Annotated in this window: 25 protein-coding genes and 2 pseudogenes; 7 read left to right on the top strand and 20 right to left on the bottom strand. The window is 60.7% G+C overall.

Annotated features, from left to right (window positions below):
* Window positions 1-53: 53 nt before the first annotated feature.
* From AB4O25_RS17935 to exbB, 6 genes and pseudogenes are all read right to left on the bottom strand, one after another.
* On the bottom strand, window positions 54-584 hold the full coding sequence (locus AB4O25_RS17935) for an iron transporter (RefSeq protein ID WP_017526802.1): 531 nt from the start codon (window positions 582-584) through the stop codon (window positions 54-56).
* A complete protein-coding gene (locus AB4O25_RS17930; protein WP_017526803.1) occupies window positions 581-1,408 on the bottom strand; it encodes an FTR1 family iron permease in 828 nt (275 codons plus the stop codon). The genes AB4O25_RS17935 and AB4O25_RS17930 overlap by 4 nt, the downstream gene beginning before the upstream one ends.
* A gap of 3 nt (window positions 1,409-1,411) precedes the next feature.
* Complete coding sequence (locus tag AB4O25_RS17925) at window positions 1,412-1,747, bottom strand: cupredoxin domain-containing protein (RefSeq protein WP_017526804.1); 336 nt, start codon at window positions 1,745-1,747, stop codon at window positions 1,412-1,414.
* Between the two features lie 182 nt (window positions 1,748-1,929).
* A pseudogene (locus AB4O25_RS17920) lies at window positions 1,930-2,664 on the bottom strand (TonB family protein); the annotation flags it as partial.
* On the bottom strand, window positions 2,661-3,086 hold the full coding sequence (gene exbD / locus AB4O25_RS17915) for a TonB system transport protein ExbD (protein WP_017526806.1): 426 nt from the start codon (window positions 3,084-3,086) through the stop codon (window positions 2,661-2,663). The gene exbD and the pseudogene AB4O25_RS17920, both read right to left, overlap by 4 nt.
* A gap of 6 nt (window positions 3,087-3,092) precedes the next feature.
* On the bottom strand, window positions 3,093-4,064 hold the full coding sequence (gene exbB / locus AB4O25_RS17910; RefSeq protein ID WP_065879252.1) for a tonB-system energizer ExbB: 972 nt from the start codon (window positions 4,062-4,064) through the stop codon (window positions 3,093-3,095).
* A gap of 189 nt (window positions 4,065-4,253) precedes the next feature.
* On the opposite strand from exbB, the gene AB4O25_RS17905 reads away from it, so the two are divergent.
* Window positions 4,254-5,105, top strand: a complete 852-nt coding sequence (locus AB4O25_RS17905) for an SDR family oxidoreductase (protein WP_460149831.1) — start codon at window positions 4,254-4,256, stop codon at window positions 5,103-5,105.
* A gap of 121 nt (window positions 5,106-5,226) precedes the next feature.
* Here AB4O25_RS17905 and AB4O25_RS17900 read toward each other — a convergent pair whose 3' ends face one another.
* The 6 genes from AB4O25_RS17900 to AB4O25_RS17875 form a co-directional block, all read right to left on the bottom strand.
* Complete coding sequence (locus AB4O25_RS17900) at window positions 5,227-5,970, bottom strand: hypothetical protein (RefSeq protein ID WP_017526809.1); 744 nt, start codon at window positions 5,968-5,970, stop codon at window positions 5,227-5,229.
* Between the two features lie 55 nt (window positions 5,971-6,025).
* Window positions 6,026-6,406: a RidA family protein gene (locus AB4O25_RS17895; protein ID WP_003176922.1), complete on the bottom strand. Its 381-nt coding sequence runs from the start codon at window positions 6,404-6,406 to the stop codon at window positions 6,026-6,028.
* Window positions 6,407-6,442: 36 nt separating this feature from the next.
* Window positions 6,443-8,548, bottom strand: a complete 2,106-nt coding sequence (gene spoT, locus AB4O25_RS17890; RefSeq protein WP_003176921.1) for a bifunctional GTP diphosphokinase/guanosine-3',5'-bis pyrophosphate 3'-pyrophosphohydrolase — start codon at window positions 8,546-8,548, stop codon at window positions 6,443-6,445.
* Window positions 8,549-8,608: 60 nt separating this feature from the next.
* Entirely contained in the window at window positions 8,609-8,872 is a 264-nt protein-coding gene (gene rpoZ, locus AB4O25_RS17885) for a DNA-directed RNA polymerase subunit omega (RefSeq protein ID WP_003176920.1), read from the bottom strand.
* A gap of 167 nt (window positions 8,873-9,039) precedes the next feature.
* Entirely contained in the window at window positions 9,040-9,660 is a 621-nt protein-coding gene (gene gmk, locus AB4O25_RS17880) for a guanylate kinase (RefSeq protein WP_017526810.1), read from the bottom strand.
* A gap of 10 nt (window positions 9,661-9,670) precedes the next feature.
* Window positions 9,671-10,534: a YicC/YloC family endoribonuclease gene (locus AB4O25_RS17875; RefSeq protein ID WP_065879254.1), complete on the bottom strand. Its 864-nt coding sequence runs from the start codon at window positions 10,532-10,534 to the stop codon at window positions 9,671-9,673.
* Window positions 10,535-10,731: 197 nt separating this feature from the next.
* Here AB4O25_RS17875 and rph point away from each other — a divergent pair, with 197 nt between their 5' ends.
* Window positions 10,732-11,454, top strand: coding sequence for a ribonuclease PH (rph, locus tag AB4O25_RS17870; protein ID WP_017526812.1), 723 nt, complete (start codon window positions 10,732-10,734; stop codon window positions 11,452-11,454).
* Between the two features lie 22 nt (window positions 11,455-11,476).
* Window positions 11,477-11,845: a DUF4870 domain-containing protein gene (locus AB4O25_RS17865; protein WP_017526813.1), complete on the top strand. Its 369-nt coding sequence runs from the start codon at window positions 11,477-11,479 to the stop codon at window positions 11,843-11,845.
* A gap of 58 nt (window positions 11,846-11,903) precedes the next feature.
* Here AB4O25_RS17865 and AB4O25_RS17860 read toward each other — a convergent pair whose 3' ends face one another.
* A complete protein-coding gene (locus tag AB4O25_RS17860) occupies window positions 11,904-12,683 on the bottom strand; it encodes an exodeoxyribonuclease III (RefSeq protein WP_003176915.1) in 780 nt (259 codons plus the stop codon).
* A gap of 82 nt (window positions 12,684-12,765) precedes the next feature.
* Between AB4O25_RS17860 and pyrE the strand changes: the two genes are divergently transcribed.
* A complete protein-coding gene (gene pyrE, locus AB4O25_RS17855) occupies window positions 12,766-13,410 on the top strand; it encodes an orotate phosphoribosyltransferase (RefSeq protein WP_017526814.1) in 645 nt (214 codons plus the stop codon).
* A gap of 138 nt (window positions 13,411-13,548) precedes the next feature.
* On the opposite strand, the gene argB is transcribed toward pyrE, so the two are convergent.
* The 5 genes and pseudogenes from argB to coaBC form a co-directional block, all read right to left on the bottom strand.
* Window positions 13,549-14,454 (bottom strand): acetylglutamate kinase, encoded by a 906-nt coding sequence (gene argB / locus AB4O25_RS17850; protein ID WP_003176913.1) that lies wholly within the window; start codon window positions 14,452-14,454, stop codon window positions 13,549-13,551.
* Window positions 14,455-14,474: 20 nt separating this feature from the next.
* Window positions 14,475-15,878, bottom strand: a pseudogene (locus AB4O25_RS17845) (phosphomannomutase/phosphoglucomutase); the annotation flags it as partial.
* Entirely contained in the window at window positions 15,869-16,069 is a 201-nt protein-coding gene (locus tag AB4O25_RS17840) for a hypothetical protein (protein WP_460149830.1), read from the bottom strand. The gene AB4O25_RS17840 and the pseudogene AB4O25_RS17845, both read right to left, overlap by 10 nt.
* A gap of 66 nt (window positions 16,070-16,135) precedes the next feature.
* Entirely contained in the window at window positions 16,136-16,591 is a 456-nt protein-coding gene (gene dut / locus AB4O25_RS17835; protein ID WP_017526817.1) for a dUTP diphosphatase, read from the bottom strand.
* 5 nt (window positions 16,592-16,596) lie between these two features.
* The gene (gene coaBC / locus AB4O25_RS17830; protein ID WP_017526818.1) at window positions 16,597-17,805 is read right to left on the bottom strand and encodes a bifunctional phosphopantothenoylcysteine decarboxylase/phosphopantothenate--cysteine ligase CoaBC; all 1,209 of its coding nucleotides are present in this window, start codon (window positions 17,803-17,805) and stop codon (window positions 16,597-16,599) included.
* 164 nt (window positions 17,806-17,969) lie between these two features.
* Between coaBC and radC the strand changes: the two genes are divergently transcribed.
* Complete coding sequence (gene radC, locus AB4O25_RS17825) at window positions 17,970-18,644, top strand: RadC family protein (RefSeq protein WP_017526819.1); 675 nt, start codon at window positions 17,970-17,972, stop codon at window positions 18,642-18,644.
* Between the two features lie 26 nt (window positions 18,645-18,670).
* Here the strand turns inward: radC and AB4O25_RS17820 are convergent, their stop codons facing one another.
* Window positions 18,671-20,263 carry an ABC transporter substrate-binding protein gene (locus AB4O25_RS17820; RefSeq protein WP_017526820.1) on the bottom strand — a complete coding sequence of 531 codons (1,593 nt, stop codon included), beginning with the start codon at window positions 20,261-20,263 and terminating at the stop codon, window positions 18,671-18,673.
* 458 nt (window positions 20,264-20,721) lie between these two features.
* Between AB4O25_RS17820 and rpmB the strand changes: the two genes are divergently transcribed.
* Window positions 20,722-20,955 carry a 50S ribosomal protein L28 gene (gene rpmB / locus AB4O25_RS17815; protein ID WP_003176907.1) on the top strand — a complete coding sequence of 78 codons (234 nt, stop codon included), beginning with the start codon at window positions 20,722-20,724 and terminating at the stop codon, window positions 20,953-20,955.
* An 11-nt stretch (window positions 20,956-20,966) separates the two neighbouring features.
* Window positions 20,967-21,122, top strand: a complete 156-nt coding sequence (rpmG, locus tag AB4O25_RS17810; protein WP_003176906.1) for a 50S ribosomal protein L33 — start codon at window positions 20,967-20,969, stop codon at window positions 21,120-21,122.
* Window positions 21,123-21,194: 72 nt separating this feature from the next.
* On the opposite strand, the gene AB4O25_RS17805 is transcribed toward rpmG, so the two are convergent.
* Window positions 21,195-21,557 carry a cupin domain-containing protein gene (locus AB4O25_RS17805; RefSeq protein ID WP_460149829.1) on the bottom strand — a complete coding sequence of 121 codons (363 nt, stop codon included), beginning with the start codon at window positions 21,555-21,557 and terminating at the stop codon, window positions 21,195-21,197.
* Window positions 21,558-21,702 lie beyond the last annotated feature (145 nt).

The following is a 21,702-nucleotide window of genomic DNA, read 5'->3' as shown; positions in this document are numbered from 1 at the left end:
TCAGACACAGTGGTGCTTACGACACCCGCTAATCGGCTGTCGTAAGCAGGGACTCAACTCTGTGGGTACTTGAATGTGAAGGTTTTGGTGAAGGGGGACCACCATTCAGGCACACCGGTTTCCTTGTCGACGTGATGGAAAAATCCCTTGATCTGCGGGCTTTCGTAGCGCAGTACCACGGTGTACGTGCCGGGGCCGTCCATCTTCACGTTGTTGGCATAATGGGCACCGTCTTTGGCGACCATCGGCAGCAGCGTGCCGATCTCCTTGTAGTCCGGCGCGCCTTGCTTGATCAGCGAGTAGGTGATGGTCAGGTACGGTACCCATTCACCGTTGGCCAGGCCGTACTTGTTATCGGCGGTGGCGTGGACGTCGGTTTCCAGGTGTACCGAGTCCTTGCTCATGACCATGCCTGGCGGCATGGGCGCCATTTCGATGCCCACCAGGTAGGACGATGCGATTTCCATGTCATTGGCCTGCACCGGGCCGCCAATCGGGTATTCGCGGGCTTGGGCGAGGGTGGACATGGCCGCGCCGCCGACGAGTATCAACGCGGCGGCCAAGGGTTTGCTCAAAGGTTTCATGGGGTAGCTCCGTGGGAGGTGGAACGTGAGTGAAGCAATCGACTGCCCGTCACCAGAAGCAGCAACGTGACCACCCAGGCAACCAGCTGAACACCCAGCGGTCGATCGGTGTAGCCCACCAGCGCTTGCAGCGCCCTGCCGGTGAGGCTGGCGTCGGACACCAGCCAGGAAGTGTCCCAGAGCTGATAGCCCCAGGCAGGAATCAGGTCGATACCGGCGAGGATCGCGGCGGCGCGTCCGGCCATACCGGCGGCGAGCAGCGCGATCATCCAGGCGGTGATCGAGAACAGGCGCTTGAGGCTGACGGCGATCAGGCCGCGATACAGCAGCCACGACAGCGCTGCGCCGGCGAAGATGCCAAGCACGCCGCCGGCCAGCATCGTCAGTGGGTCGGTGTGGGTCGAGGCGGCAATGCCATACAGGAACAGGACGATCTCGGAGCCTTCGCGCAACACCGCCACGGTGATCACCACAGCGAGCGCCCAGAGTGATTTTTCCCCACGCAGCACCGCATTGCCGGCGCTGCGCAGTTGTGCCGCCAGCTCACGTCCATGGGTGGCCATCCACAGGTTGTGCCAGCCGAGCATGAAGACCGCCACGATCAGAATCGCCGCGTTGAAAATTTCTTGACCGAACCCTTGCAGCGCCTGGGTGATTGCCCCGGTAAACAGCGCCAGAAGGCCCGCACCCAATACGCCTGCGGCGATCCCGCCGCCGATAAACAGGCCGCGTCGCGCCAGCCCCTGGGTGGCGGCCATGACGATCCCGACCACGATCCCGGCTTCCAGCACTTCGCGAAACACAATCAATAGACACGCGAGCATGGCCTACTCCTTCGCCGCGATGGCGGTGACCGTGCCTTTGGCCTGGTCTGGGTGGTAGTCATCGAAGAAGGTGTAGGTGCCTGGGTGCAGCGGGCCGGCGAACACCGTGACGGTGTTGCCGGGAACAATGATTTTTTCGAACTTCATGTCATAGCTTTCGAACTCATCGACGCTCTCGTCATGGCTGGTGAGCTGGATCCGAAAGCGTTCGCCCGCAGGCACTTCGAAGCTTGAAGGGGTGAAGGTGTGGTTTTGAATGTCCAGCGTGACCAGTCGATCGGCCTGGGCGGCGACCGGAAACGCAAGCAGGGCGAGGGTCAATCGGGCGAGGTTGCGCACACCGGCTATCCACTAATGAGAACTGTTCGCGGATGATTGGCGTTGCAATGAAGTGTTACAAGTGAAGATTGGGTGTGCACACAACCTGTTCAATCCCGGTTCAGGTTGAAGGCTGTGCGAGGGGAGGGAGCGGCAACCGTGGGCACCCGAGAGTGCCCACGCAGAGGCTTAGCGTCGACGTTTTCGATGTTGTACACGAACGGTGCAACGATCTCGATACTGCCACCTTTCAACATGTCAGCCGGTGGCTTGGGCAGCGGTTGGGCACGACGGATCATGTCCAGGGTTGCACGGTCCAGGTCGGCGTTGCCGGAACGGCCCACCAACTCGTAGGACAGTACGTTGCCATCGGCATCGACGACGAATTTCAGGCGGTTCAGGCCTTCCTTGCCACGGGCCTGAGCGCCTGGCGGGTACTTCTTGTACTTCTGCAAGTGCGCCAACAGGGTGCCTTCCCAGGATGCCTTGGCTGCGATCTGCTGCGGCGATGGGCCAGGCACCGGCTGGGCCGATTTTTCAGCGGGCGCCTGGGTTGGCGGCGCGTCGCTCGGTGGGTCCTCGGAAGGTTTTTCCTTGGGCGGTTCGATCTTTTTCTCTATCGGCTTGGGCGGCTGAGGTTTGGGCTTGGGCTTGACCGGCTTAGGCACCTGGATCGTCGGCTTGGGCGCCTCGGCCAGTTTCGGCAAAGGCAACTCTTCTACCGGAGCGGGCGGCTGCGGCGGCGTGACCACTTTCGGCGGGGCCGGCGGCGGTGGCGCGGGCATCGGTGCCAGGTCGATGACCATGGCGGCCGGTGGCAGTTGCACCGTGCGCGGCGCCGACCAGTGGAGCGCGATGGCAATCGCGACGGCATGCACGCCCAGCACGACGGCGAGGCTGGTGCCATAACGCGTCAGTTTGTGGCGCGTCGTGATCATTTCTTGGCTGCCGTCTCAAGTCCGACCAGGCCCACCTTGAGGTAGCCGGCTGCCCGCAAGGCATCCATCACGCTCATCAGGTCGCCGTAATCCACGCCTTTGTCGGCCTGGAAGAAGATCGTCGTGTCCTTCTTGCCTTGGGTCTTGGCGTCGAGCACCGGGCCCAGGGTTTCGGTTTTCACTTCTTCTTCACCCAGGAACAGGCGTTGGTCCGCCTTGACGCTGAGGAAGATCGGCTTCTCCGGCCGCGGCGCGGGCTTGGCGCTGGACGCAGGGAGGTCGACCTTGATATCCACGGTGGCCAGCGGTGCGGCCACCATGAAGATGATGAGCAATACCAGCATCACGTCGATGAACGGCGTGACGTTGATTTCGTGGTTCTCGACGAGTTCGTCGTCGCCTTGATTCAAATGCAGGCCCATGGCCGATTACCCCACTTTCACCATGTGCGGTTGCGAGCTGCGCTCGGTAGGCAGGTGATCGAGGTCGCGGCTGACCAGCAGCAACACTTCTGCCGACGCGTCGGATACCTGGGCCTTGTAGCCGGCAATCGAACGGGCGAAGACGTTGTAGATCACCACCGCAGGGATCGCGGCAACCAGGCCCAGGGCCGTGGCCAGCAGGGCTTCGGCGATGCCGGGGGCAACGACGGCGAGGTTGGTGGTCTGGGTTTTGGCGATGCCGATAAAGCTGTTCATGATGCCCCACACGGTGCCGAACAGGCCGACGAAGGGGGCGGTGGAACCGATAGTGGCGAGTACGCCGGTGCCGCTGCTCATGTTACGGCCGCAAGCCGCTACCAGGCGCTCGAGGCGGAAGCTGACACGCTCCTTGATGCCTTCTTTTTCGCGGGTATTGGCCGACAGGCGCATTTCTTCCAGGGCGTCGTGCACCAACAGGTTGGCCAGTGTGCCTTTTTTGGTTGCGCTTTCACTCGCTTCCTTGAGGGTGGCCGCCTTCTTCAGGTGGACGATTTCAGTGCGCAGACGACGTTTGGCGCCCAGCAGTTCGAAGCCCTTGGCGATCCAGATGGTCCACGTGATGATCGAAGCGATGGCGAGGCCGATCATCACGGCTTTCACCACGACGTCAGCGTTCTGGTACATGCCCCATGGCGACAGGTCGTGGGCCATGCCCAGGGTGTTGTCTTCTTCCAGCACGACGCCGGTGTCTTGCGCGTCGGCGGGCGCGGCCGGGTTGGCGGCATCTGGCGCTGCGACAGGTGCGGCCGGGGCAGCGGCATTTTGCTCGGCGGCAACCGGGGTGGCTGGAGCGGTGGCATCAGCGAATGCGGCGGTCGGCGCCAGCAGTACGCTGAACAGCATCGCAGCAATCGCGCGCCAGGCGCGGGACGGGCTGTGAGGCTTGGTTGGCGAAGCGGGGGTTGTATTACGTGTCATGCTGGCCGGACCTGAGAAGAAAAAATGAGTGAGCGCCCTACCAGACCTAGGACGGTCGAGGACAAATGGGCGGTCATTATTGCAAGTAATTCTTGTTAACAGAAGTAATACAGTAACTTTATTTGTGCTTTTTCTGGCCGCCGGTCCGCTGTGAAGGCTAACCTAGACCTTTGAATACGGAGTTTTGTGATGTCTGCACCTTCTGTTGTGATTGCCGGATGCGGCGATGTGGGTAGTCGGCTGGCTAGCCAATTGCTGGCCTCGGAATGGGAGGTTCGTGGCCTGCGCCGCGATATTTCGCGGTTGCCTGAGGGCGTCATCGGCATTGCCGGGGACCTGTTCAAAAAGGACTGCCCCGACACTTGGCCCATCGGCGGCGTGGATTATCTGGTGTATTGCGCCGCTGCGACGGATCACGACGAAGCCGGCTATCGCGCTGCTTACGTTCAGGGTTTGAAGCACGTGCTGGAGTGGCTGGAAGACTACGGCCAGGCGCCCAAACACTTGCTGTTTGTGTCCAGCAGCAGCGTCTACGGGCAGCAGAACGGTGAGTGGGTAGATGAAGCCTCGGACACTCAGGCTAAGGGGTATTCCGGACAAGTCATGCTCGAAGCCGAGCAGGTTGCACTGAGCAGCGGCATACCCGCGAGCATTGTGCGCTTGACCGGTATTTACGGCCCGGGTCGCGAATGGCTGCTGACCCAGGTGCGCCAGGGTTACCGTGTGGCGGTGGACCCACCTTTGTATGGCAACCGCATACACGCCGATGACGCTGCGGGGTTGCTGGCGTTTTTGTTGCGTCATGTGGAACAGGGCGGTTCGTTGGACAAGGTCTACATTGGCGTCGACGACGCGCCAGCACCGTTGGCTGAGGTGGTGGCCTGGCTGCGTGACTATCTTGGGGTTACCGAGTGGTCCGAGGACGCCAGTGTGCGCCGTGCCGGCAGCAAGCAATGCAGCAATGCGCGCGCCAAGGCGCTGGGCTGGAAGCCGAGGTATCCGACTTACCGTGAAGGCTACGCGGCGATTCTGAAAGGCTGAAACGCGATCAAAAATGTGGGAGGGGGCTTGCTCCCGATAGCGATAGATCAGTCAAAGAGATGTCGACTGATGCACCGCTATCGGAGCAACCCCCCCCACATTTGGATCTGTGTAGGGTTGCTTATTGCTTTTCAAGCAGCCACTGGCGGGGGCCGGGAGTGAACTGGGGCACTTCGTCCGTCCGCGCGGTATTGATCGCCTGGAATATCTCCAGTTGCTTGCCTTTACGCACAAAGATCCAAGGGTTGCCGACGCCGTTGAGCTGCAGCCAGATGCTGTCATAACCGCCGCTCATGGAGGCGCAGTCTCCGGCCAGGCACAGCGAATAGCGATCGACCCCCGGCAGGCCGGCGACTTTGCCGTCCGCCTGGAACTGTACGATAGCGCCGCTACCGAAGCCGTCGCTGATCTTCCAGTCGCCGCCCATATAGGCTGCGTACAGCGCACGTTCGAAGTTGGCACCCAGCGGTGCACCTTCCGGTGCGGGCTCTTTGGCGCGGGCAAACAGCTGTTCGGGCTCGTTATCGTTGGCCACCTGCAGCAGTTGTTTGCCTTTACGCTTGAGTTCGGTGGCGGAGCTGCCGTAGAAGTCCACGCTCCAGGCGCCGGATTTCTCACCGAGCAACTTGCCTTCCGCAACCTCGAAACCGTTGTAGTAGCGTGCCTGGGAGGCCTTGGTATTCACCTCCCATTCGAGGTTCGGGCCAAAGCTCTGCAACGCTTCACGCAAAGGGCCGCCCTTGGCTGCCGCATCGATGGCGACCTGATTGATCCAGGTGCCGCTCACATCCAGGTCGGCAGGGTTGCTGGCGCAGCCGCCGAGCATCAGGGCGAGCAACGAAGTGGCTACAAGCGCTTTGCGCATCATGAAATCCTTTAAAACGAAGTCGGCGCAGCCTGTTAGAGGCTGCGCCGGGTTTTTACTCAATGACCAGAATCGCGTCCATCTCAACCTGCGCGCCCTTTGGCAGGGCAGCAACGCCGATGGCGGCGCGGGCTGGGTAAGGCTGTTCGAAGTACTTGCCCATGATCTCGTTGACCTTGGCGAAGTGGCTCAGGTCGGTGAGGAAAATGTTCAGCTTGACGATGTCCTTGAACGAACCGCCGGCGGCTTCGGCCACGGACTTGAGGTTCTCGAAGACCTGCACGGTCTGAGCTTCGAAGCCTTCCACCAGCTCCATGGTTTTCGGGTCCAGCGGGATCTGGCCGGACATATAGACGGTGTTGCCCGCCTTGATCGCCTGGGAGTAGGTGCCGATGGCGGCCGGGGCTTTGTCGCTGGTGATAACGGTCTTGGTCATTTATGACTCCTTGTAAGAGATGACTTATCTGAAAGGCTATGCCCGCATGCGGGTAATGCGGATCACACCGGTCAAGGCGCGCAGTTTCTTGATCACGCGGGCCAGGTGCACGCGGTCGTGCACGCTGACCACCAGCTGGACCACGCTGATGCGGCCATCGCGCTCGTCCATGCTGATTTTCTCGATATTGCCGTCAGCGGCGTTGACGCTGCTGGCCAGCAGGGCGATCAGGCCGCGCTGGTGCTCCAGCTCTACTCGCAGCTCGACGTTGAACTCGCCGGTGACATCCTTGGCCCAGGAGAGCTGGATGCATTTTTCCGGGTTGTGGCGGATTTCGGTGATGTTGCGGCAGTTGTCCAGGTGCACCACCATGCCTTTGCCCGCGGACAAGTGGCCGACAATCGGGTCGCCCGGGATCGGCGTGCAGCACTTGGCGTAGCTGAGCACCAGGCCCTCGGTGCCGCGAATCGCCAGCGGGCCTTCCGGGCTTGGCAGCTGTTCGCCTTCGCCGAGCAGGCGGCGGGCGACCACGTAGGCCATGCGGTTGCCCAGGCCAATATCTTCCAGCAGGTCTTCGATGGTCTCCTGGCGATACTCGTGGAGCATTGCTTGCACGCGCTCTTGCGGGATCTTGTCCAGGGCGCTGTCGAAACCGTTGAGCACCTTGTTCAGCAGGCGTTCGCCGAGGCTGATGGATTCGGAGCGGCGCTGCAGTTTCAGCGCGTGGCGGATGTGCGTGCGCGCCTTGCCGGTGACCACGAAGTTGAGCCACGCTGGGTTCGGCCGTGCGCCCGGTGCGCTGACGATCTCCACCGTGGAGCCGCTTTGCAGCGGCTCGGACAGCGGGGCCAGGCGCCGGTTGATGCGGCACGCAATGCAACTGTTGCCGACATCGGTATGCACGGCGTAGGCAAAGTCGACCGCCGTGGAGCCTTTGGGCAGCTCCATGATCCGGCCTTTGGGCGTGAACACGTAGACCTCGTCCGGGAACAGGTCGATCTTCACGCTTTCGATAAATTCGAGGGAGTTGCCCGCGCGTTGCTGCATTTCCAGCACGCCTTTGACCCATTGGCGGGCGCGGGCGTGGGTGCCTTTTGGCTGCTCGTCGCCACTGGATTTGTACAGCCAGTGGGCGGCGATGCCATTGTTGGCCATCTCTTCCATCTCGCGGGTGCGGATCTGGATCTCGATCGGTACGCCGTGCATACCGAACAGCGTGGTATGCAGCGACTGGTAGCCGTTGGCCTTGGGAATCGCGATGTAGTCCTTGAAGCGGCCCGGCAGAGGTTTGTACAAATTATGTACAGCGCCCAGCACGCGGTAGCAGGTGTCGACCTTGTCGACGATGATCCTGAACGCGTATACGTCCATGATCTCGTTGAAGGCCCGGCGCTTGCCGCGCATCTTCTTATAGATGCCGTAGATGTGCTTCTGCCGTCCGCTGACCTCGCCCTCAATCTCGTCGATCGCCAGGCAATGGCTCAGCGACTCTTCGATCTTGTTGACGATTTCCTTGCGATTGCCCCTGGCGCGTTTGACCGCCTGGTAGATGCGCGCCGAACGCATCGGGTGCATGGCCTTGAAACCGAGGTCTTCGAACTCGATTCGAATGGCGTGCATGCCCAGCCGGTTGGCGATGGGCGCGTAGATTTCCAGGGTTTCCTTGGCGATGCGTCGGCGCTTTTCGCCGGACAGCACTTCCAGCGTGCGCATGTTGTGCAGCCGGTCGGCCAGCTTGACCAGAATCACCCGGATATCCCGGGCCATGGCCATGGCCATCTTCTGGAAGTTTTCGGCCTGGGCTTCGGCCTTGGTCTCGAAATTCATCTGGGTCAGTTTGCTGACCCCGTCGACCAGTTCGGCCACGGTCTCGCCAAATTGCGAACTGAGCGCTTCCTTGGCGATGCCGGTGTCTTCGATCACGTCATGCAGCATCGCGGCCATCAGGCTCTGATGGTCCATGTGCATGTCGGCAAGAATATTTGCCACCGCAAGAGGATGCGTGACATACGCCTCGCCGCTACGGCGGCGTTGGCCGTCGTGGGCTTGTTCGGCGTAGAAATACGCTCGGCGGACCAGGTTGACCTGGTCGGGGCCGAGGTAGGTCGATAAGCGATCGGCGAGGGCGTCTATGCTCGGCAAAGTGTGAACTCCTGCCGAAGGCTGTGACCCCGCGCCGTGCTACGTCGACCAGGCATAGGCTTAGACGGCCTCGTTGGACTCGTCCTCGAACGCTGCAAACAGCGGTTCGTCTTCAACGATTTCAGCGTTGGCAATGAACTCGTAGCTCATCAGGCCTTCAGCGATTTCGCGCAGGGCCACAACGGTAGGCTTGTCGTTTTCCCACTGGACCAGGGGCTCTTTGCCGCCAGTGGCCAGTTGACGGGCACGCTTGGTAGAGAGCATGACCAGCTCAAAGCGGTTATCCACGTGTTCTAGGCAGTCTTCAACGGTTACGCGGGCCATGGTATTCCTCGGAGCGAATGCAAGATGCGCGCTGCCCGGTTGGGCGAGCGGACTGAGCAGTTTAAAAAATCACCAGCGTTTAGGGAAGCGCTGATTTTTCTCAGGCCCTCGCAAAACCGCTACGAGTGCCAATGTAAAGGCCTTGCAGCGGTTTTGGGAAGGGCCATTCAACCCAGCAGTTCGGCGAGTAATTTGCCGAAACGCTGCTGTTGGCGCTTTTGCTGGAGCTGATTGGCGCGGAAAATCGCCTTTAGATCATCCAGTGCGTGGGAAAAATCGTCATTGATGATCAGGTAGTCGTAGTCGACGTAGTGGCTCATTTCGCTGACGGCTTCACGCATGCGGCCTTCGATGATCTCGTCGCTGTCCTGGCCGCGGTTGGTCAGGCGCTGGTGCAAGGCTTCAAGCGACGGCGGCAGGATGAAGATCGAGCGCGCCTGGGGCATCAGCTTGCGGACTTGCTCGGCGCCCTGCCAATCGATCTCCAGAATCAGGTCGTGGCCTTCGTCCAGGGTCTGCTGCAGGTGGCTTTGCGAGGTGCCATAGAGGTTGCCGAACACTTCGGCGCGCTCCAGGAAGTCACCGTGTTCGATCATCTTCACGAACTCGGTGCGCTCGACGAAGTGATAATGCACGCCGTTCACCTCGCCTGGGCGCATGGCGCGGGTGGTGTGGGAGATCGAAATGCGGATCTGATCGTTGGTGTCGGTCAGCGCCTTGACCAGGCTGCTTTTGCCCGCGCCCGAAGGGGCGGAAATGATGTAAAGGGTGCCGGTGCTATGGGTCATGGAGGTTGCCTTACTCAATATTCTGTACTTGTTCGCGCATCTGCTCGATCAACACTTTGAGGTTGACCGCAGCGGTGGTGCTGCGCGGGTCGAATGCCTTGGAGCCCAGTGTATTGGCTTCGCGGTTGAGCTCCTGCATCAGGAAGTCCAGGCGCCGACCGGCGGCGCCGCCGGACTTGAGCACGCGCCGCACTTCAAGAATATGGGTGCTCAAACGGTCGAGTTCTTCGGCGACGTCGCTCTTTTGTGCCAGCAGGACCATTTCCTGCTCCAGGCGCACGGGGTCCAGGTCGGCCTTCATGTCGGTGAAGCGGTCGAGCACCTTCTGGCGTTGGGTGGCAAGCATTTGCGGGACCAGCTCGCGCAGGGTGACGACATCGGCTTCGATCGAAGTCAGGCGCTCGTTGATCAGGCGTGCCAGCTCGGCGCCTTCGCGTTCGCGGCCGGCCTTGAGTTCCTTCAAGCCCTGGTTGAACAGGGCCAGGGCTTCGGCGTTGAGGGTTTGCGGGTCGGTGGCGTCGGCCACCAGCACGCCGGGCCAGGCCAGCACTTCCAGGGGGTTGAGCGCGGCGGGCTGCTGGATCAGGCTGGCGATGGTTTCGGCGGCGGCGACCAGTTGCGCGGCGCGGTCGCGGTCGACCTGCAACGGTTTGCCGGTGGTCTCTTCGGTAAAGCGCAGGGTGCATTCCAGCTTGCCGCGGGATATGCCCTGGCGCAGGGCTTCACGCACGGCGCCTTCAAGGTCGCGGAACGATTCCGGCAGGCGCAGGTGCGGCTCCAGGTAGCGGCTGTTGACCGAGCGCAGTTCCCAGCTCAGGGTGCCTTGGGCGCCGGCTTTTTCGACGCGGGCAAAGGCGGTCATGCTGTGCACCATGGAGGTACCTCGCGTTGCAGTCCCGCAAACACGGGCTGATGGTTAAGAAGGCGCAGGATTGTAGCGCAGTGGGCCGAGCGCGCCCAAACAATGGGCAATAGTTGACCATTCGTAACCGAATTTTTTAGCAGTGCCCCGAATCGGCTCGCGGCTCTATAATGCTCGGCAGTTTTTCGTCCCCCGTACAGGTATCCCCTATGAAACGTCCAAGTGGTCGCGCTGCCGATCAGCTCCGCTCGATCCGCATCACCCGCAACTACACCAAACACGCCGAGGGATCCGTATTGGTCGAGTTTGGTGATACCAAGGTGATCTGCACCGTCAGCGTCGAAAACGGCGTGCCGCGTTTCCTCAAGGGCCAGGGCCAGGGCTGGTTGACCGCCGAATACGGCATGCTGCCGCGTGCCACCGGCGAGCGTAACCAGCGTGAAGCCAGCCGTGGCAAGCAAGGCGGGCGTACCCTGGAAATCCAGCGTCTGATCGGCCGTTCCCTGCGCGCCGCCCTGGATATGTCCAAGCTGGGCGATGTGACCCTGTACGTCGACTGCGATGTGATCCAGGCTGACGGCGGCACCCGCACTGCATCCATCACCGGGGCCATGGTGGCCCTGGTCGACGCACTCAAGGTGATCAAGAAGCGTGGCGGCCTGAAGGGCGGCGACCCGCTCAAGCAGATGATTGCCGCCGTCTCGGTGGGCATGTATCAGGGTGAGCCGGTGCTGGATCTGGATTACCTGGAAGACTCGGCTGCCGAGACCGACCTGAACGTGGTAATGACCAGCACCGGTGGTTTCATCGAAGTGCAGGGCACCGCCGAAGGCGCGCCATTCCAGCCGGCCGAGCTGAACGCCATGCTGGCCCTGGCCCAGAAAGGCATGAACGAAATCTTCGAACTGCAAAACGCCGCACTGGCTGACTGAATCGGCCTCAAGGAGAAACGCCATGAATGACACTCAGCCACTGGTACCCACGCCGTCCTACGAGGCGCGCCAAGGGGCGATGCTGTGTCATTTTGCGGCGTTCCTGGGCTTTGTGTTCCCCTTCGGCAGCGTCGTGGGGCCACTGATCCTGTGGCAAATCAGGAAGGAAAAGGATGCGTTCATTGATGATCAGGGCAAGGAGGCCTTGAACTTCCAGATCACCGTGGCCATTGCCTGGCTGGTCTGCATGGTGCTGGCGTTCGCAGTCATCGGGTTTTTCCTGATGATCGCCCTGGCGATTGCGACGGTGGTGATGACGATCATTGGCGGTATCAAGGCCAACAAGGGCATTGCCTATCGTTATCCCTTTACCTGGCGCTTGGTCAAATAGCGAGCACCCACAAAAAAACCGACAGTGATGTCGGTTTTTTTGTGCCTGGAAAAGCACCTCAGATGGTCAGCGTCCAGTCGTAGTCCACGATCAGCGGCGCATGCTGCGAGAAGCGCGGCTGGCGCGGCAAGCGTGCACTGCGAACAAACCGGCGCAGACCTGGGGTCAGCAACTGGTAGTCGAAACGCCAACCCAGGTTGAGCATCTCAGCCTGTTCGTTGTCCGGCCACCAGCTGTACTGGTCGCCTTCGCGGCTGACTTCGCGCAGGGCATCCACATAGCCCATGTTGCCGACAATCTCGTCCATCCAGGCCCGTTCCGGCGCCAGGAAGCCCGGGGATTGCTGGCTGTCGCGCCAGTTCTTGATATCCAGCTTCTGTTGCGCCACGTACAGCGAGCCACAATAAATGTACTCGCGACGTTTGCGCCGCTGTTTGTCCAGGTAACGGGCGAAATCGTCCATTAGCTTAAACTTCTGGTTCAAGTCTTCATCGCCGTTCTGCCCCGAAGGGAGCAGCAAGGTCGCGATGCTGACCTTATCGAAATCGGCTTGCAGGTAGCGCCCGTAGCGGTCGGCTGTCTCGAAGCCGAGGCCGCTGATGACCGCCTTGGGTTGCAACCGCGAATACAAAGCCACGCCACCTTGGGCAGGGACTTCGGCATCGCAGGCATAAAGGAAGTAGCCATCCAGTTGGAAGGCTGGGTCGTCCAGTTCAAAGGCGGAGGCGCGGGTATCCTGCAGGCAGATGACGTCGGCATTCTGGGCTTGCAGCCAACTGAGCAAACCACGCTCGACTGCAGCCTGAATACCATTAACGTTCACACTGATGATCCGCATAAATGGCCCCAAAAATCGCGTGCGTGTATGATACACGCCGTCTACCTAATTAGCTAAATCCGTGGTATCTGAGGCTTTTTTCATGCAGGCGTATCAACGCGATTTCATTCGTTTTGCCATCGATCGCGGTGTTTTGCGCTTCGGTGAGTTCACTCTCAAGTCCGGGCGCACCAGCCCGTACTTCTTCAACGCCGGCTTGTTCAACTCGGGTTCGGCCCTGGCTCAGTTGGGCCGTTTCTACGCGGCGGCCATCGTTGAAAGCGGTATTTCCTTCGACGTGCTGTTCGGCCCGGCCTACAAGGGTATTCCCCTGGCCGCCGCAACGGCCGTGGCCCTGGCGGAACATCATGGGCGCGATCTGCCATGGTGCTTCAACCGCAAGGAAGCCAAGGCTCACGGCGAAGGCGGTAGCCTGGTCGGCGCACCGCTGACTGGCGATGTGTTGATCATCGACGATGTCATCACCGCCGGTACCGCGATCCGTGAAGTGATGCAGATCATCGCTTCCCAGGAGGGTGCCAAGGCGGCCGGCGTGTTGATCGCGCTGAATCGCCAGGAGCGTGGCAACGGTGAGTTGTCGGCGATCCAGGAAGTGGAGCGCGATTTCGGCATTCCAGTGGTGAGCATCGTTTCGTTGAACCAGGTATTGCAGTTCCTGGAAGATGACCCGCAGCTCAAGCAGCACTTGCCGGCAGTGCGCGCGTACCGCGAGCAGTTTGGCGTCTGACACAGACCCAATGGTGTAAGAGCGCTTGTGTGGGGGCTTGCTCCCTTCCACAGGCGATCTCCACTTATTTGTAGAGTCAGCGCCCATAGAAAAGGCCCCGCTCAATTCGATTGAGCGGGGCCTTTTTGTGTTTGACGCTTAAGGACGCTTGCGGTTACTGATCAGCGTGCCCACGCCGGTATCGGTGAAGATTTCCAGCAGGATCGCATTGGGAACGCGGCCATCCAGGATCAGTGAGCTGCCAACGCCGCCTTGCACGGCTTCCAGTGCGCAGCGGATCTTTGGCAGCATGCCGCCGTAAATGGTGCCGTCGGCGATCAGGTCGTCTACTTGCTGGGTCGTCAAGCCGGTCAGCACCTTGCCTTGCTTGTCCATCAGCCCGGCAATGTTGGTCAGCAGCATCAGCTTTTCAGCCTTCAGTGCCTCGGCAACCTTGCCCGCCACCAGGTCGGCGTTGATGTTGTAGGACTCGCCATTGGCGCCCACGCCGATCGGCGCGATCACCGGGATGAAGTCGCCTTTGACCAGCAGGTTGAGCAGGTCGGTGTTGATGCCGATCACTTCGCCTACCTGGCCGATGTCGATGATTTCCGGCTGGGTCATTTCCGGCGTCTGACGGGTTACGGTCAGTTTTTTCGCGCGGATCAGCTCCGCATCCTTGCCGGTCAGGCCGATGGCGCTGCCGCCATGGCGGTTGATCAGGTTGACGATGTCCTTGTTCACCTGGCCGCCGAGGACCATCTCCACCACATCCATGGTCTGCGCATCAGTAACGCGCATGCCATCGATGAAGTGACTCTCGATCGACAAGCGCTTGAGCAGGTCGCCGATTTGTGGGCCGCCACCGTGGACCACCACCGGGTTGATCCCCACGGCTTTCATCAACACGATGTCACGGGCAAAGCCGGTTTTCAGCTCGTCGCTTTCCATGGCATTGCCGCCGTATTTGATCACCAGCGTCTTGCCGACGTAGCGTCGAATATAAGGCAGCGCTTCGGACAGGACCTTGGCGGTGTTGGCAGCGGCTTCGCGTTCGAGGGTCATTCAGGGCTCCGGTGCAAAAATCAGAACGGTAATTGGAGATCAGGGGCAACACGTTTCAACTGGGCGTGGAACACGTCCTTGATGCGCTGCAACTCGGCCTCGGTATCCGCCTCGAAACGCAGCACCAGCACCGGTGTGGTGTTGGACGCGCGAACCAGGCCCCAGCCTTTGGCGTAATCGACTCGCACACCATCAATGGAGGTCAGGTTGGCGCCTTCACCCCATTGCGCGTCGTGCAGTGCGTCAATGATGCTGAATTTGCTCTCCTCGGTCACATGGATATTGATCTCTGGCGTAGAAATATCGTTCGGGAAGGTCTGAAACAGCTCCTGCGCCGTGGATTCTTCCTTGCTGAGGATCTCCAACAAGCGAGCGGCGCTGTAGATGCCGTCGTCAAACCCGAACCAGCGCTCCTTGAAGAACACGTGGCCGCTCATTTCGCCAGCCAACAGCGCGCCGGTTTCCTTCATTTTCTTTTTGATCAACGAGTGACCGGTCTTCCACATTAGTGGGCGGCCGCCATATTCCTTGATCAGCGGGGTGAGGCGGCGCGTGCACTTCACGTCGAAAATGATCTCGGCGTTGGCATTGCGCGCCACCACGTCACGGGCAAACAGCATCAGCAAGCGGTCGGCGAATACGTTCTCGCCAGTGTTTGTCACTACGCCCACGCGGTCGCCGTCACCGTCGAAGGCCAGGCCCACATCGGCGCCGGTTTCCTTGACCTTGGCGATCAGGTCCACCAGGTTCTCAGGCTTGCCCGGGTCCGGGTGGTGGTTGGGGAAGTTGCCGTCGACGTCGCAGAACAGCGGGACCACTTCGCAATTGAGGGCTTCGAGCAACTGCGGGGCGATCACGCCGGCCGCGCCGTTGCCGCAGTCCACCACCACTTTGAGGCGGCGCGCGAGCTTCACGTCGCCAGTGATTTCATCAGAGTAGCGCTGAAGAATGTCGACTTTCGTGACGCTGCCCGTGCCGCTGGTCAGGTCATTGTTCTTCAGGCGGTCATGCAGGGCCTGGATCTGTTCGTTGGCCAGGGTGTCGCCGGCGATGACGATCTTGAAGCCGTTGTAGTCCGACGGGTTATGACTGCCGGTGAGCATGACGCCGGATTTGCCGGCCAGGACGTTGGCGGCATAGTACAGCGCCGGCGTTGGCACCAGGCCCACGTCGCTGACGTGGCAACCGCTGTCGGCCAGGCCCTGGATCAGCTGCTCCACCAACTCGGGGCCGGACAGGCGACCATCACGGCCGACCGAGACGTTGGGCTCGTCCTGGGCAAGGCTCTGGGCGCCGATGGCGCGGCCAATCCAGTAGGCGGTCTCGGCAGTCAGGGTCTTGGGCACCACGCCACGAATGTCATAGGCGCGAAAGATGCTGTCGGGGAACGTCGGGGCTACTCGGGCTGCGGTAGTCATCGCGGGGGGAACTCCATCTGAAAGGGGGCAAGGCTGGCCTGAATGGGGCTGGCCGGCAGGCTCAAACTGAAGGGTATGACGGTGTTTTCGGCAGAGAGTTCGTGGTGCAAAAGTGCCATCGGAGCTTGGGCTCCGTATTTTTGTTTGCGTAAACCGTTGATTTTAAATGGGAAATAACGCTGGTAAATTCCGCGCATTCTTCTTCCTGAAAGCCATGCGGTAGCGTCTGGCCGGACCAAAGGTGCCGGCCAGGGGCGGCGTGGTCAGTGGCTGCCGGAATGCCCAAAGCCGCCAGCGCCGCGTTGGGTCTCGTCGAATTCCTGCACCAATTCGAAGTGCGCCTGCACTACCGGTACCAATACCAGTTGGGCGATGCGCTCGCCGACTGCGATGTTGAACGCGGTCTGGCCACGGTTCCAGCACGACACCATCAACTCGCCCTGGTAGTCCGAGTCGATCAGCCCCACGAGGTTGCCAAGGACGATGCCGTGTTTGTGGCCCAGGCCGGAGCGCGGCAGGATCAGCGCCGCCAGGCCAGGGTCGCCTACATAGATCGACAGGCCGGTGGGGATCAGCAGGGTCTGGCCCGGCTCAAGGAGGGTGTCTTCCTTGAGCATGGCGCGCAGGTCCAGGCCGGCGGAGCCCGGGGTAGCGTAGGCCGGCAGTGGGAATTCGCTGCCGATGCGGGGGTCGAGGATCTTGGCTTGCAAAGCGTGCATGGAAATTAAACCTGGTTCAGCCGTTGGGCGATAAATGAGATCAGCTGTCGGGCAATCTTGCCCTTGCTGGTCTGGGCGAAAAGGGTGGCGTGCAGTTCGCGGTCAATCACGCTGCAGGCGTTTTCCTCGCTGTTGAAGCCGATGCTCGGGTTGGCGACATCATTGGCAACGATCAGGTCGAGGTTTTTGTCTTTCAATTTGCGCGCGGCGTAGTCCAGCAGGTGCTCGGTCTCGGCGGCGAAGCCGACACTGAACGGGCGGTCCGGGCGCGTGGCGATGGTTGCCAGGATGTCCGGGTTGCGCACCATTTGCAGGAGCAGGCCGTCGCCGCTTGTAGGGTCTTTCTTGAGCTTTTGCGGGGCAACCACTTCCGGGCGGTAGTCCGCGACCGCTGCCGAGGCGATGAACAGGTCGCAGGGAATGGCCGCTTCGCAGGCCGCCAGCATGTCCCGGGCGCTGACTACGTCGATTCGCGTGACCCGATCGGGTGTTGGCAAATGCACCGGGCCAGTGATCAAGGTGACGCGTGCGCCTGCCTCGACCGCGGCTTCGGCAAGCGCGAACCCCATTTTTCCTGAACTATGGTTGGTGATGTAGCGCACCGGGTCGATGTTTTCCTGGGTCGGCCCGGCGGTAATCAGCACGTGCTTGCCGGTCAGGGCCAGGTGTTGGAAGCACTCGGCGGCACACAGCGCCAGGTCGGTGGCTTCGAGCATGCGGCCCATGCCGACGTCACCGCAGGCCTGGCTTCCGGAGGCTGGGCCGAACACCTTCAGGCCACGGTTTTGCAGGAGTTGCGTGTTGGCCTGGGTGGCCGGGTCGCGCCACATGGCCTGGTTCATGGCCGGGGCGATGGCGACAGTGGCGTCGGTGGCCAGTACCAAAGTGGTCAGCAGATCATCGGCGATGCCTTGGGCCAGGCGGGCGATCAGGTCGGCGGTGGCCGGGGCGATCAGCACCAGGTCGGCCCATTTGGCCAGTTCGATATGGCCCATGGCGGCTTCGGCCGCCGGGTCCAGCAGGTCCAAGTGAACCGGGTGGCCGGACAAGGCCTGCATGGTCAGCGGGGTGATGAACTCGCTGCCGCCGCGGGTCATGACCACGCGCACTTCGGCACCGTGGTCCAGGAGCCTGCGAACCAACTCTGCGCTCTTGTAGGCGGCAATGCCGCCGCCGACGCCGAGAACGATGCGTTTCCGATACAGACGCTGCATTGGTTTGCCTTTCCAGTTCAGTGAAGCCAGTTCAGTGACGCCTCGCGATCTCCCCTCCCCAGGTGAAATCGCATGCAAAAAAGAGGGCCTACGATAACACAGCGCCCGCCCAGCAACAGCGGCGGACGTGGCGTATATGGCGCACATAGGGAGAGGGAGGCGGGATGAGTATTCGCGATTGGCCGGCGGCGGAGCGGCCGCGGGAGAAGCTATTGGAGTGGGGCGCGGCAAGTTTGTCGGATGCCGAGTTGTTGGCGATTTTCTTGCGTACCGGGGTTTGCGGTAAAAGCGCGGTGGACCTTGCGCGTCACCTGTTGGCGCAATTTGGTGGCTTGCGCCCCTTGTTGGAGGCCAGCCAGGCGTTGTTCAGCCAGCAATTGGGCTTGGGGCCCGCCAAGTTTGCCCAGTTGCAGGCGGTGCTGGAAATGTCCCGGCGGCACATGGCCGAACAACTGCGCAGTGAATCGGTACTCGAAAGCCCGATAGCCGTGCGCAATTACCTCAAGGCGCTGTTGCGTCATGAGCCACACGAGATCTTCGGCTGCCTGTTTCTCGATTCAAAGCACCGCGTCTTGGGCTTCGAGGCTTTGTTCCAGGGCACTATCGATGCCGCCGTGGTTTACCCGCGGCAAGTGGTCAAGCGCGCCCTGGCTTACAACGCAGCGGCATTGATCCTGTGTCACAACCATCCTTCGGGAAGTGCGGAGCCGAGCGTGGCTGATCGAAAACTGACCAAAACCCTGCAAGGCGCCCTGGAGGTGGTGGATGTGCGGCTGCTGGATCACATCATCGTGGGGGATGGTGATCCGTTGTCGATGGCTGAATATGGGTGGATATGACCCCGCCCAGTGGGCGGGGCCTGCTATCAGGGCTTGACGCTGGCCTTGGAGAAATCCTGGCGCCCGAACGGGCTTACCTGGTACCCCTGGACGTTCTTGCGGGCCAGGGCAAACGCGGTCGGATGCGCCAACGGTAACCACAACGCCTGCTGCTGGATCTGCGCCTGAGCCTGTTGATACAGCTTGCTGCGCACGCCTTGCTCGCTGGTGGTCTTGCCGGCGCTGATCAGCTTGTCCAGGGCCGGGTCGCAATAACGCGCGAAGTTGGTGCCTGATTTGACCGCCGCGCAGGAGAATTGCGGGGTCAGGAAGTTATCCGGGTCACCGTTGTCGCCGGCCCAGCCCATGAACAGCAAGTCGTGCTCGCCGGCCTTGGCACGGCGAATCAGCTCGCCCCATTCGATCACGCGGATTTCGGCCTGGATGCCGACCTTGGCCAGGTCCGCCTGCAATAATTGCGCGCCCAGGTTCGGGTTGGGGTTCAGCAGGCTGCCGGTGGGGCGAGTCCAGATAGTAGTCTTGAAGCCATCCTTGAGCCCGGCGCGGTCCAGCAACACCTTGGCCCTGGCAAGGTCCTGGGGATAACCCGGCAAGTCCTTGGCGTAGCTCCAGGTATTGGGCGGGTACGGGCCGTTGGCGGCTTCGGCGGTGCCTTCAAACACAGCCTTGAGGTAGCTGGCCTTGTCGAACGCCAGGTTGATCGCCTGGCGCACTTCGGGCTTGTCCAGAGGAGGGTGCTGGCTGTTGATGGCCACGAATGCGGTCATGAAGGCTGCGGTTTTTTCCACCTTGAGCGCAGGATCTTTCTCTGCCTCGCCTACATCCAGCGGCTTGGGCGACAAGGCGATCTGGCACTCGTCGCGGTGCAATTTCTGCAAGCGCACATTGGCGTCCGGTGTAATGGCGAAGATCAAGTTATCCACAGCCGGTTTGCCGGCGAAGTAGTCCGGGTTGGCCTTGTAGCGAACCACCGCATCTTTCTGGAAGCGGCTGAAGATGAATGGCCCGGTGCCGATGGGCTGGCTATTGAGCTTTTCGGGCGTGCCGGCCTTGAGCAGTTTGTCGGCGTATTCGGCCGGGTAGATCGAGGCAAAGCCCATGCTCAGGGCTGCGAGGAAGGTGGAATCGGCGTGATCCAGGGTGAAGCGCACGGTCAGCGGGTCGAGGGCGTCGATCTTCTTGACCAGCGCAGGCAATTGCAGGGATTGGGCGTGAGGGAAGCCACTCTGGGCAATTTTGTGCCAGGGGTTGGCCGGGTCCAGCATGCGTTCGAAGCTGAAGCGCACGTCTTCGGCGGTCAGGCTGCGACTCGGGGTGAAATACTCGGTGCGATGGAATTTCACGTCCGGGTGCAGTTTGAAGGTGTACGTCAGGCCGTCTGGCGACACGTCCCAGCTGTCTGCCAGGCTGGGCACCAGTTTGCCGCTGGCGGCGTCGAAGTCCACCAGGCGGTTCATCAGCACATCTGCCGAGGCGTTGGTGGTGGTCAGCGAGTTGTACTGCACCACATCAAACCCTTCGGGGCTGGCCTCGGTGCAAACGCTCAGGTTGCTGGCGGCAGAGGCCAGCGGCGCGATTAAAAGAGGGGCAAGCAACAGTGGCAGGGCAGCGAGGCGCATGGTCGGTTTCCTTTGCAGATCGAAGGCCCATCTGCGAGTGCAGTCTGGAAAAGCCCTACCGTAGTGGTCTGATTGGCAAATGACTAGCCCATTTTTGCCTGTGCTTTTGGCTCAAATGCTGTTTTGATGGCGCCTCAGAGAGTTTCGCTGTGCGCTTTGCGGCGCGCGCGGGCGCTGAAAATCATTCTGTGCGACGAGCGGTCGGCTATGGCAGCGGCCCCTCCTGGCAACGGTTCAGGCATCAACGGGCGAGATTTACTGCGGTAAAAACATACTCGCTGTTGTTGCACCAAGGTCTTTCTGGTATAAAGCAGCGCTCTTTTCTAGGGGCCCGGTTCCTTCGCTTGTAGGTGTAGCCGGTAAGACCCTAAAGAAACGCGGCGCCTGGCGCCAAATGACTGAGAGATTAAGCGGCCAACCCATGCCGGGTTGGGCATGTGGTTTTAGAGGGCTGAGGCATGTCGAGAGTCTGTCAAGTTACCGGTAAGGGTCCGGTGACTGGGAATAACATTTCCCACGCAAATAACAAAACCCGTCGTCGTTTCCTGCCGAACCTGCAGCATCACCGCTTCTGGGTTGAAGAAGAGAAACGTTTTGTTCGCCTGCGTGTATCTGCCAAAGGCATGCGTATCATCGACAAGCGTGGCATCACTGTCGTGCTGGCCGAAATCCGCGCCGCCGGCAAGATCTAAGGAGCTCTATCATGCGTGAATTGATTCGAATGATCTCTAGCGCCGGTACTGGTCACTTCTACACTACCGACAAGAACAAGCGTACTACCCCGGACAAGCTCGAAAAGAAAATGTTCGACCCGCGCGTTCGCAAGCACGTGATCTACAAAGAAGGCAAAATCAAGTAATTGATTTTCTTCCTTGTGAAAAAAAGCCCGTATCTCACGATGCGGGCTTTTTTTTGCCTGTGTGTTTACTGATCAGGCTTTCCGTTCGAATACCACATAGATCTTGCGGCATGCTTCCAGTACTTCCCAGGTGCCGCTGAAACCGGCCGGAATCACGAAACGGTCACCGGCACGCAGGGTCTTGGCGTTACCCTCGGCGTCACGCAGCACCGACACGCCTTGCACAATTTCGCAGTATTCATGCTCGGTGTAGTTGACCGTCCACTGCCCGACTTCACCCTCCCAGACACCGGCGTTCATCTGGCCGCACGGGCTGTTGTAGTGGTTGTAGACCGTTTGCTCGGGGTCACCCTTGAGGATTTTTTCGGCGGCAGGGCGATAGCGTTCGGGCGCGGTGTTGGCTTGGCTGAAGTCGACGATGTCCTGGATGCTCATGTGCGTGTCCCGTCTGGCCTGCGGTTGGAGAGTCCAAAGTCTATGTTTATTAAAATGAACATCGCAAGGGCGTTTACCGCCGTTATGTCAAATATATTGAAACATCCCCAGCCGCTGGTTTAGGGTGGCAGCTGCCTTGCGCCGA

Source organism: Pseudomonas sp. S3_A03 (assembly GCF_054668275.1).
Note: the sequence above shows the minus strand (reverse complement) of the source record. Positions and strands in the feature narration are given on the sequence as shown.

Bases quoted from the DNA above. Each gene is read 5' to 3' on its own strand.
- AB4O25_RS17935 (WP_017526802.1), bottom strand. From the start codon at position 584: ATGAAACCTTTGAGCAAACCCTTGGCCGCCGCGTTGATACTCGTCGGC.
- AB4O25_RS17930 (WP_017526803.1), bottom strand. From the start codon at position 1,408: ATGCTCGCGTGTCTATTGATTGTGTTTCGCGAAGTGCTGGAAGCCGGG.
- exbD (WP_017526806.1), bottom strand. From the start codon at position 3,086: ATGGGCCTGCATTTGAATCAAGGCGACGACGAACTCGTCGAGAACCAC.
- exbB (WP_065879252.1), bottom strand. From the start codon at position 4,064: ATGACACGTAATACAACCCCCGCTTCGCCAACCAAGCCTCACAGCCCG.
- AB4O25_RS17905 (WP_460149831.1), top strand. From the start codon at position 4,254: ATGTCTGCACCTTCTGTTGTGATTGCCGGATGCGGCGATGTGGGTAGT.
- AB4O25_RS17900 (WP_017526809.1), bottom strand. From the start codon at position 5,970: ATGCGCAAAGCGCTTGTAGCCACTTCGTTGCTCGCCCTGATGCTCGGC.
- AB4O25_RS17895 (WP_003176922.1), bottom strand. From the start codon at position 6,406: ATGACCAAGACCGTTATCACCAGCGACAAAGCCCCGGCCGCCATCGGC.
- rpoZ (WP_003176920.1), bottom strand. From the start codon at position 8,872: ATGGCCCGCGTAACCGTTGAAGACTGCCTAGAACACGTGGATAACCGC.
- gmk (WP_017526810.1), bottom strand. From the start codon at position 9,660: ATGACCCATAGCACCGGCACCCTTTACATCATTTCCGCCCCTTCGGGC.
- AB4O25_RS17875 (WP_065879254.1), bottom strand. From the start codon at position 10,534: ATGGTGCACAGCATGACCGCCTTTGCCCGCGTCGAAAAAGCCGGCGCC.
- rph (WP_017526812.1), top strand. From the start codon at position 10,732: ATGAAACGTCCAAGTGGTCGCGCTGCCGATCAGCTCCGCTCGATCCGC.
- AB4O25_RS17865 (WP_017526813.1), top strand. From the start codon at position 11,477: ATGAATGACACTCAGCCACTGGTACCCACGCCGTCCTACGAGGCGCGC.
- AB4O25_RS17860 (WP_003176915.1), bottom strand. From the start codon at position 12,683: ATGCGGATCATCAGTGTGAACGTTAATGGTATTCAGGCTGCAGTCGAG.
- pyrE (WP_017526814.1), top strand. From the start codon at position 12,766: ATGCAGGCGTATCAACGCGATTTCATTCGTTTTGCCATCGATCGCGGT.
- argB (WP_003176913.1), bottom strand. From the start codon at position 14,454: ATGACCCTCGAACGCGAAGCCGCTGCCAACACCGCCAAGGTCCTGTCC.
- AB4O25_RS17840 (WP_460149830.1), bottom strand. From the start codon at position 16,069: ATGCGCGGAATTTACCAGCGTTATTTCCCATTTAAAATCAACGGTTTA.
- dut (WP_017526817.1), bottom strand. From the start codon at position 16,591: ATGCACGCTTTGCAAGCCAAGATCCTCGACCCCCGCATCGGCAGCGAA.
- coaBC (WP_017526818.1), bottom strand. From the start codon at position 17,805: ATGCAGCGTCTGTATCGGAAACGCATCGTTCTCGGCGTCGGCGGCGGC.
- radC (WP_017526819.1), top strand. From the start codon at position 17,970: ATGAGTATTCGCGATTGGCCGGCGGCGGAGCGGCCGCGGGAGAAGCTA.
- AB4O25_RS17820 (WP_017526820.1), bottom strand. From the start codon at position 20,263: ATGCGCCTCGCTGCCCTGCCACTGTTGCTTGCCCCTCTTTTAATCGCG.
- rpmB (WP_003176907.1), top strand. From the start codon at position 20,722: ATGTCGAGAGTCTGTCAAGTTACCGGTAAGGGTCCGGTGACTGGGAAT.
- rpmG (WP_003176906.1), top strand. From the start codon at position 20,967: ATGCGTGAATTGATTCGAATGATCTCTAGCGCCGGTACTGGTCACTTC.
- AB4O25_RS17805 (WP_460149829.1), bottom strand. From the start codon at position 21,557: ATGAGCATCCAGGACATCGTCGACTTCAGCCAAGCCAACACCGCGCCC.